This window comes from Methylobacterium sp. J-048, assembly GCF_022829515.1.
Classification (GTDB): domain Bacteria; phylum Pseudomonadota; class Alphaproteobacteria; order Rhizobiales; family Beijerinckiaceae; genus Methylobacterium.
Genome location: NZ_JAKSYL010000142.1, coordinates 1 through 7582, shown reverse-complemented (window position 1 = coordinate 7582; position 7582 = coordinate 1). Strand labels below are relative to the sequence as shown.

Below are 7582 nucleotides of genomic sequence, written 5' to 3'. Positions count from 1 at the left end.
CATCTTCTTGGACTGATCAACCTTCAACCCGACGTACTCTTTCTGACAACGGTAGTGGCTCTGCTCGTGGCCATCACCTTCCTTGCATGCGACGGCGATGCTCTTGCCTTGGGCCGTGTGCACCTCGATCTGGCGCAACATCAGCACGACCAGCTCCGCTCTTGGCCTCTGTCCTCGCTTCATCCCCGACTACTCTGGTCCACTCTGATCGTCTCAATCAGCCCGGTCCAAAGCCAGCCGGTCAGGTCACCTCGCCTCGACATGGCGGAAGAACCGTCTCCGGTGCACGCCTGACGAGCGCTATCCGAACGGCGCTCAGGCTCATAGGATTCGCACTCGGGTCGGTTGGCGATTTCCAAAGGCCCGCATGAAGTCGAACCGCGCTCAGTAGGTCAGCGTCGCCCGAAGGCCGACGACCGTGGCGTTCCGTATCCGCCGTCCGAGCTCGTCGCGCGGGTCGGGGACGTTGCCCCCTGGGTGGAAGACGTACTGCAGGTTCGGCTGCACTGTCACGCCCGGGGCGAGGACTGCTTGGTACGTCGCCTCGAACAAGGCCTCGAACCGTCGGCGTGGCATTGCGATGCCCATCTCCAGAATGGTGTCGCGGTCTGCGCCCCGGGCCGACGGCGAGATGCGCGCGTATGACACCGCCACGCCTGCTGTGTCGTTCGACCGCCCAGGCAGCAGCCCGCGATAGCCGATGCCGGCGTCAAGGTAGAGGTCGATCAGGTTGCGGTCGCCCGGCGATGTCACTGCCCTCACGAACGCGCTGGCGCCCTGTCCGTTATCGTCCGGCTCTCGGTAGATCGTCTGGTCGATGATCCCGTAGAGACCGTCGTCGCCCCGGAACCTGCGGGCGACCCCGCTGGTCGAGGGGCTGGCGAGCGAGCGACCGGTGTCGTCGGCCCGGAGGGAATCGAACCGGCCGAAATGGTGCCAGCCCCCGAGCGTCACCGTTCCGGGCTCATCCAGGACCTGGCCGGACCCGGCCCGCTCCTCGAAGTTGTACGCGTAGGCGGCCTCCGCGATCAGGAACGCCGGGTCGGACAGCCTGAAGTTCGTGCCGGTGCGGTCGCGCCGCTGCGGGTCCGGGTCGTTCCACGCCCGCGCCGGACCGGTTGGGTCGCCGTCGAACAGACCGACCTGGAACGACAGGTTCGGCGTCGGGAGGTATTTGGCCCGTATCGCCAGCGCGCCGAACGGGTAGGCCGGGCCGCCGCTCGGCAGATTGGTGCCGGCGATGGTCGGCCAGCCGAACGTCGAGTTGATGAACAGCGTCGCGGTCTGACTGACGAGGAACTCGGTGTCGGCCGCCACCTGCCCGAGCTTGACCGCCAGTTGCCCGTCGAGGACCTGCTGCTCGATCCAGAGCTCGTACAAGCGGGTGGACGGCAGCGCCTCCAGTTCGCTGACCACGGCGAGGTCGTTGACGGCGGCCCTGGACAATCCGGCGCCATTGATCTGGTAGGCCTCGACCCGGAACGCGGCGCCGTGCCAGCCGGCGAGGCGGTCGAGGTCGGCGTCGAGCTGCATGTCGAGCCGCCCTAGGACTGTCGCGGTCCGGCGCGTGCCGCCGCTGGTGTCGCCGAGGATGTCGGTGATGGCATTGAAGCTGAGGACGACCCCGCGGTCGGACAGGAAGCGACGCAGGCCGGTCGGGTCCGCCGCGTCGCCCAGGGTCGCCTGGATCGAGGTCGTGGCCACCGCCGACGGCTTGCCGGATACCTCGGGCTGGGCGACCGAGGTGCGCGGGTCGCCGCCCGCGCCGGTGTTCGCGGACTGAGCGACCGCTACGATGGGTACGAAGCCCAGGGACAGGGCGACGGCGAAGGCGACACGGGACGCTCGCGGGTTCCTGGCGTGCCCCCGTCGCGCGAGTTCGGCCGAGGGGTTGGACATCTTGCCTACCGTTCGGAAGCGCCGTGTCGCTTCGATGTCCACTGGGGCGCCCATGCCGCTCGTCGGTCGCCCTCGATTCAGGTACGGGGGTCACCATACGGGCGGAGCGCCACCGCTCAAAGTTTCCAGGGTCACGTCGGCCTCCTGTCACCGGGCTGATCATCGAATGGATCACCCATGAAGCCGTTGGACCCACCGGTGGACGTCAGCGCCGCGCTCTCGACCACGACGGGCATGGCGGGACCAACCTGGTCGGGCGAGCCCCTATGGGCCATGGCGTTCGACGCGGATGGGCGGGGGCGGTCCGTCGCGGCGGCGGAGGCGGCGAGGGACATCGACGCGTTCGGCGGCGGGTTCCTATGGCTGCACTACGACCTGGAAGCGGTGGATCTCGCGGGGCCGGCGGGCAGAGGCAGGTTCGGTCCCACCCGCCTCGCCACGGCAGTGTTCGCGCCCGACGAGCACCAGCGTGTCACGGTCGAGGCTGACCACGTAGGGGGCGTCGTCGCCGACCTCGCGCACCCGGGCGCGAAACCTGCCCCAGCGGGCAGGCTTCACTTCGTCATGGGACCGCGCAGCCTCGTCAGCGGCCGCCGCGGACCGGCGGAGAGCCCGGACGCCACCCGCGCCGCGGTCGAGAGCGGAGACACCGTCTCCTCGCCGACATTGCTCCTTGAGACTCTCGTCGGTCACGTCGTGGCGGCGATGGCCACTACCGGGCAAAGACTCTCCGACGCGCTCGACGGCGTCGAGGATCACATCCTCGACGGACGGACCCGCAACGACCGCCGAAGGCTCGGGCCGGTCCGCCGCAACGCGGTGCGCCTGCATCGGCAGATCACCGGCCTTGCCGCCGTCTTCCACCGGCTGGAGGCGGACGGGGCCACGGACGACGTGCACGGGCCGGCGGTCGCGGCGGCGGCCCGCTTGGCTCAACGCCTAGACGCCCTCGACCGCGACATGACCCTGCAGGCGGAGCGCGCACGGCTGTTGCAAGAGGAGGTGTCCGAACGCATCGCCGAGGCGACCAACCGGCAGCTCTACGTCCTGTCAGTGCTGTCGGCGCTGTTCCTGCCCCCGACCTTCGTAACCAGCCTGTTCGGGATGAACGTGAAGGGGCTGCCCTTGGGCGACGATCCGCACGGTTTCCTCGCCGTGTGCGGCCTCAGCCTGGCATCAGCCGTCCTGGCCTTCGTGGTAATACGCCTGCTCGGCATCCGACCGCCGCGGGCTTGAGGGCTGCGGCGTTCACCAGCCCGGATGGCGTTGCCGGTCACACAGGTTATCTCAGATCCGATTTCTGGTGTCCCCGCGGACAGGTGTTTTACTCGGCGAAGCGTCCAATCGGATTAACATCAGTTCTCGGATCGGCGCTGATGTGAATGGCCTGACATAACAGCCGCCTCGATGAATGTCCGCTATAGGGGAGCTGCCGAGGCTAGAGCCATGCCCTGGCGGGTTGAATCGCTTGGGGTAGGCGATCTGGCTGGCGTGTGATTCACTGGATGGGCTTGTGATGGAGGATTGCCATGCCTTCAGCCCTGTCGGTGGATCTGCGCGAGCGGGTGGTCGCTGCGATTGAAGCGGGTGCATCGCGGCGTCAGGCGGCCAAACGCTTCGGGGTCGGGGCGGCCAGCGCGGTCCGTTGGCACGAGCGCTTCCGGCAGGACGGGCAGATCGCGCCCAAGCCCATGGGCGGCGACCGCAACTCGCAGCGTCTGGAAGCGCAGGCGGCCCTGATCCTTCGGCTCGACGAAGAACACCCGCTCTCCTTCCTGCGGGAGCTGCGCGACAGGCTCTCGGAACGCGGCGTCCGGGCGAGCACGAGCAGCCTGTCACGCTTCTTCGCCCGGCATGGGATCACCCGTAAAAAGGGGCTGTCCACGCGGCCGAGCAGGAGCGGTCGGATGTGAGGGCCGCGCGCGAGGACTGGTTCGATGGGCAACCCGATCTGGATCCGGATCGCCTGGTTTTCCGCGACGAGACGGCCGCCACGACGAAGATGATCCGCCGCTATGGTCGTGCTCCGTGCGGTCAGCGCTGCCGGATCGCCGTGCCTCACGGGCACTACAAGACCACCACCATCACCGCCGCCCTGCGCGCCACGGGACTGATCGCCAGGACCGTCTTCGATGGAGCCACGAATGGTATGCGTTTCCGGGCCTACGTCACCGACACCCTGGCTCCGGTGCTGAGGCCCGGTGACACCGTCATCCTCGACAATCTGAACGCCCACAAGGTCGCCGGGGTGCGCGAGGCCATCGAGGCGGTCGGCGCACGGGTTCTCTACCTCCCGCCCTACAGTCCCGACTTCAATCCGATCGAGCAGGTCTTTGCCAAGATCAAAGCCCTGCTCCGGACGGCTGCAGCACGGACCGCCGCCGACCTGACCATCGCCATCGAGGACGCGTTCGCCGCCGTCCGACCGGATGAGTGCCGAAACTACCTCACTGCAGCTGGATACGATGCCTATGAGCCAACCTGAAAGGGCACGGCTCTAGTGCTTCCCAGCCGTCGATGACTGGTCGGAACTCGTTGCTCCCACTCGTGGTGAGCGAGAGATCCCAAGCTACGATACTTCTTCGACACCGATGACGGTGAGTTCCATTGTCTGGACGATGAAGGCGTGGAGTTGCCAAATGTCGAGTGCGCCCGCATCGCCGCGTTGGACGCACTCCCCGAAATGGCTCGGCACAAACTACCGGATGGCGACCGCCGAACCTTCTCGGTGCTGATCCGTAATCAGAACGGGGCGACCATCTACACGGCTACCCTCGATCTCATCGGCGAGTGGCATATCCCGCGCGCCGATTCGTCGTCTTGCCCTTCGTAGGCAAGTGCCAGTGACCCTCCTCCAGCAATCAGACGTTCGCAACAAGCTTCTTCTAGCCCTTCCGCCGGAGGATTTTGTCCGTTTGCAACCCGCGCTGCGGGTTGAGCAGATGCTTCTGCGGCAAGTCGTGATCCCGCCCCATACTGCGATCCATGCGGCATACTTCCCAGAAGAAGGCTTCGCCTCCATCACTCTGGACGGCAAGAACGGTCGGGTCGAGATCGTAATCATTGGGCGGGAAGGTGTCGTTGGCGTAGGCCCGATCCTGCTGGGCGACGACCGCAGCCCACACACGCACTTCGTGCAGATGGCGGGTCGCATGGTGAGCATTGACGCGGAAGCGCTGCGCGCCGCGGTCGAGCGGCACCCCGCCCTACGTCGACTCCTCCATCGCTACATCCAGATCCAGTACGTCCAGACGGCCCAGACGGCGTTCGCCAACGCGAAGGGCAACACCGTTTGCCGCCTCGCCCGGTGGCTGTTGATGTGCCACGACAGGGTCAACGACGACATGGTTACAGTGACGCAGGATTTCATGTCGTTCATGCTGGGCGTCGAAAGGCCCGGTGTGACCGGAGCGCTGAGAGCGTTGCAGAAGGACGGCTTCGTTCGGAAGCACCGAGGCAAGGTCGAAATCCTCGACCGCGCCGGTCTGCTCGACCTCGCTGGCGACAGCTACGGCGGAGCAGAGGTGGAATATGCCCGTCAGATCGAAGGGCGTACCGAGCCGCTCGATTGATTGGATGAGTGAGGGACTACATTTGCAACTTGAAGTTAAGCCAGTAAATGCAGCGGTTCGCCCTTGGAATGCAAGCGTTCGATCGTGGCACGGCGCCGAACGCGCAGTTTGGAACGGCTTTCTCGCATCTTACGATGGCGGCGACCGCCTCGGCATCAACTGCTACTCTGTCGTTTGCCGTCTCAGACCCGAGCAGGTAGCGACAACTATGGCTGGCCAATCCAATAGGACAAAACGATTAAATCGGTGCTTTTGTACTAATATCTAAGGTTGCACATAGAACATTTACTATTTGCAATAATTTCACCGGCTGTCATTTTGTCGCATCTCGAAGCACCATAGGAGCGTGTTTTGCCCGATGCCTTCGCTGCTCGGAACAAGGACCAGGCTGCTCACGCACCCCGTTCTCTCCGACGCATCGCCACGACGCTCGGCATATCCGCGACAGATTTCTATGATGGCTCCGCAGCGCGCGGCGAATTCGAGGACGCCTGTGAGATGCTGCGGATCTGGGACAGCCTGAAACACGTGGAAGATCGCCGGAAGCTGTTGGCGTTCGGTCGAGCGCTTGCCGAGCAAGATTGAAATCGCCTGCTGCGCCGCCTCGCCGCCGACATCCATCAGCCAACCCTGCGCGCGGCCTCGCGCACCTGTCGGGCCGCCACTTCGACGCCACGATGGCCTTCTCGTAGGCGTCGATGACGCGACGGCAGTTTGGGGACATTCGGCTCATGCTCTTCTTGAGGCAAGCGTCCATCTGCGAGGTGTTCGGATCGATATCGGATGACGTTTGCGCACTTCTCGCGTGGGTGCAGCGTTACGGTTATATGACAGCGTTCGAACTGATCCGTGCATTCGCCCATGATGCCACCGTCGCCATCGTCGTCACCGATCCGATGATCGAGCCGCCCGGCCCCACAATCCTCTACGCCAATGTTGGCTTCGGCCGTCTCGTCGGACGTGAGCTCGACGACATCGTCGGGCTAAGCCCCAGGTTCATGCAGGGCAATGAGACCCGCCGGGAGACGCTCGAAACCTTCCACCGCGCTTTGGCAGCGGGCGAGCGTTTCCACGGCTACCTCACGAATTACCGCGGCGATGGTACCAAGTACCGGGTTGAGATCGATTGTCGGCCACTGCGCGCCGCCGATGGCCGTATTGAGAACTTCGTCTCGTTCGAGCGTGAGGTGATCCGGCGGCTCGGTCGTCCCGCCGGCAGCGCTGCCGGACGCTACGAAACAATTGGCGTAAGTAACGACGCGTTAACAGGAGCCTTGAGCGCTCTGGGTGTTTTCAAGCACACATAAGTTAGATTTCTGCTTCAGTCTTCAATGCAAAGTCACGCAATCAGACGAAATTTATGTCTGTTTCTGACCAAGTGCGATGCTCAATCGATGCGTTAAGATGTAAATAAGAATTTGGCACGCAATATCTTACCCAACAGCGCAACGCTCAGGTGATGCGCCGGCAGGCGGCATCGTAGGCCTTCAGCCAGCTGGGTGTTGTCGAGCAGCCTCAACAATTTTGGTGAGAGTCGACGCCATGTTCGGTGGAACGCGCGCCCGTGCCGATCTCGCAGCAAAGTTCGACGCTCTGGACCGTTCGCAAGCGGTCATCGAGTTCCGACCCGACGGCACGATCCTCACCGCCAACGCCAACTTCCTGACGGCGATGGGCTACATCCTCCCCGAGGTGCGGGGGCAGCATCACGCTATGTTCGTCGAGGCGGCACACCGCAACAGCAACGAGTACCAGACGTTCTGGGATACGCTACGGCAGGGCACGTTCCAGTTCGCCGAGTTCAAGCGCATCGCCAAGGGTGGTCGGCTCGTGTGGATCCAAGCGAGCTACAACCCCGTGCTCGATCGCGCCGGCCGCGTCGTGAAAGTCATCAAGTTCGCTACCGACATCACCGCGCAGAAGATGCGTCTGCTCGACCTCGACGGGCAGATCACCGCCCTAAATCGCTCGCAGGCGGTAATCGCCTTCGATCCGACCGGCACGATCCTTGAGGCCAACCAGAATTTTCTCGATACCGTCGGGTACCGTCTCGATGAGATCGTGGGTCGCCACCACAGCATGTTTGTTGATGCCGCCGAGCAGACCTGCGT

7 protein-coding genes and 2 pseudogenes are annotated in these 7582 nt (G+C 64.4%); 6 read left to right on the top strand and 3 right to left on the bottom strand.

Annotated features, from left to right (window positions below):
- A pseudogene (locus MKL09_RS13700) lies at window positions 1–183 on the bottom strand (IS3 family transposase); the annotation flags it as partial.
- A 201-nt stretch (window positions 184–384) separates the two neighbouring features.
- Window positions 385–1899 carry a carbohydrate porin gene (locus MKL09_RS13695; protein ID WP_244020853.1) on the bottom strand — a complete coding sequence of 505 codons (1515 nt, stop codon included), beginning with the start codon at window positions 1897–1899 and terminating at the stop codon, window positions 385–387.
- 177 nt (window positions 1900–2076) lie between these two features.
- Here MKL09_RS13695 and MKL09_RS13690 point away from each other — a divergent pair, with 177 nt between their 5' ends.
- From MKL09_RS13690 to MKL09_RS13680, 4 genes and pseudogenes are all read left to right on the top strand, one after another.
- Window positions 2077–3135, top strand: a complete 1059-nt coding sequence (locus MKL09_RS13690; protein WP_244020852.1) for a CorA family divalent cation transporter — start codon at window positions 2077–2079, stop codon at window positions 3133–3135.
- Window positions 3136–3428: 293 nt separating this feature from the next.
- Window positions 3429–4384 (top strand): IS630 family transposase gene (locus tag MKL09_RS13685; RefSeq protein ID WP_244020851.1). Its coding sequence is split into 2 segments (ribosomal slippage): window positions 3429–3780 and window positions 3780–4384, totalling 957 coding nucleotides; the frame shifts between segments, so codons are not numbered across the junction.
- Window positions 4385–4483: 99 nt separating this feature from the next.
- Window positions 4484–4732, top strand: a pseudogene (locus tag MKL09_RS32345) (DUF6894 family protein); the annotation flags it as partial.
- A 10-nt stretch (window positions 4733–4742) separates the two neighbouring features.
- Complete coding sequence (locus MKL09_RS13680) at window positions 4743–5471, top strand: Crp/Fnr family transcriptional regulator (protein ID WP_244020850.1); 729 nt, start codon at window positions 4743–4745, stop codon at window positions 5469–5471.
- A 303-nt stretch (window positions 5472–5774) separates the two neighbouring features.
- On the opposite strand, the gene MKL09_RS13675 is transcribed toward MKL09_RS13680, so the two are convergent.
- Complete coding sequence (locus tag MKL09_RS13675) at window positions 5775–6092, bottom strand: hypothetical protein (protein WP_244020849.1); 318 nt, start codon at window positions 6090–6092, stop codon at window positions 5775–5777.
- Between the two features lie 110 nt (window positions 6093–6202).
- Between MKL09_RS13675 and MKL09_RS13670 the strand changes: the two genes are divergently transcribed.
- Both MKL09_RS13670 and MKL09_RS13665 read left to right on the top strand, forming a co-directional pair.
- A complete protein-coding gene (locus tag MKL09_RS13670) occupies window positions 6203–6778 on the top strand; it encodes a PAS domain-containing protein (protein ID WP_244020848.1) in 576 nt (191 codons plus the stop codon).
- A 235-nt stretch (window positions 6779–7013) separates the two neighbouring features.
- A partial coding sequence (locus MKL09_RS13665; RefSeq protein WP_244020845.1) for a PAS domain-containing protein occupies window positions 7014–7582 on the top strand: 569 nt, incomplete at its 3' end.

What these genes read in the sequence shown, in the direction of transcription:
- MKL09_RS13690 (WP_244020852.1), top strand. Translation starts at nt 2,077, where the DNA reads ATGAAGCCGTTGGACCCACCGGTGGACGTCAGCGCCGCGCTCTCGACC.
- MKL09_RS13695 (WP_244020853.1), bottom strand. Translation starts at nt 1,899, where the DNA reads ATGTCCAACCCCTCGGCCGAACTCGCGCGACGGGGGCACGCCAGGAAC.
- MKL09_RS13670 (WP_244020848.1), top strand. Translation starts at nt 6,203, where the DNA reads ATGCTCTTCTTGAGGCAAGCGTCCATCTGCGAGGTGTTCGGATCGATA.
- MKL09_RS13675 (WP_244020849.1), bottom strand. Translation starts at nt 6,092, where the DNA reads ATGGATGTCGGCGGCGAGGCGGCGCAGCAGGCGATTTCAATCTTGCTC.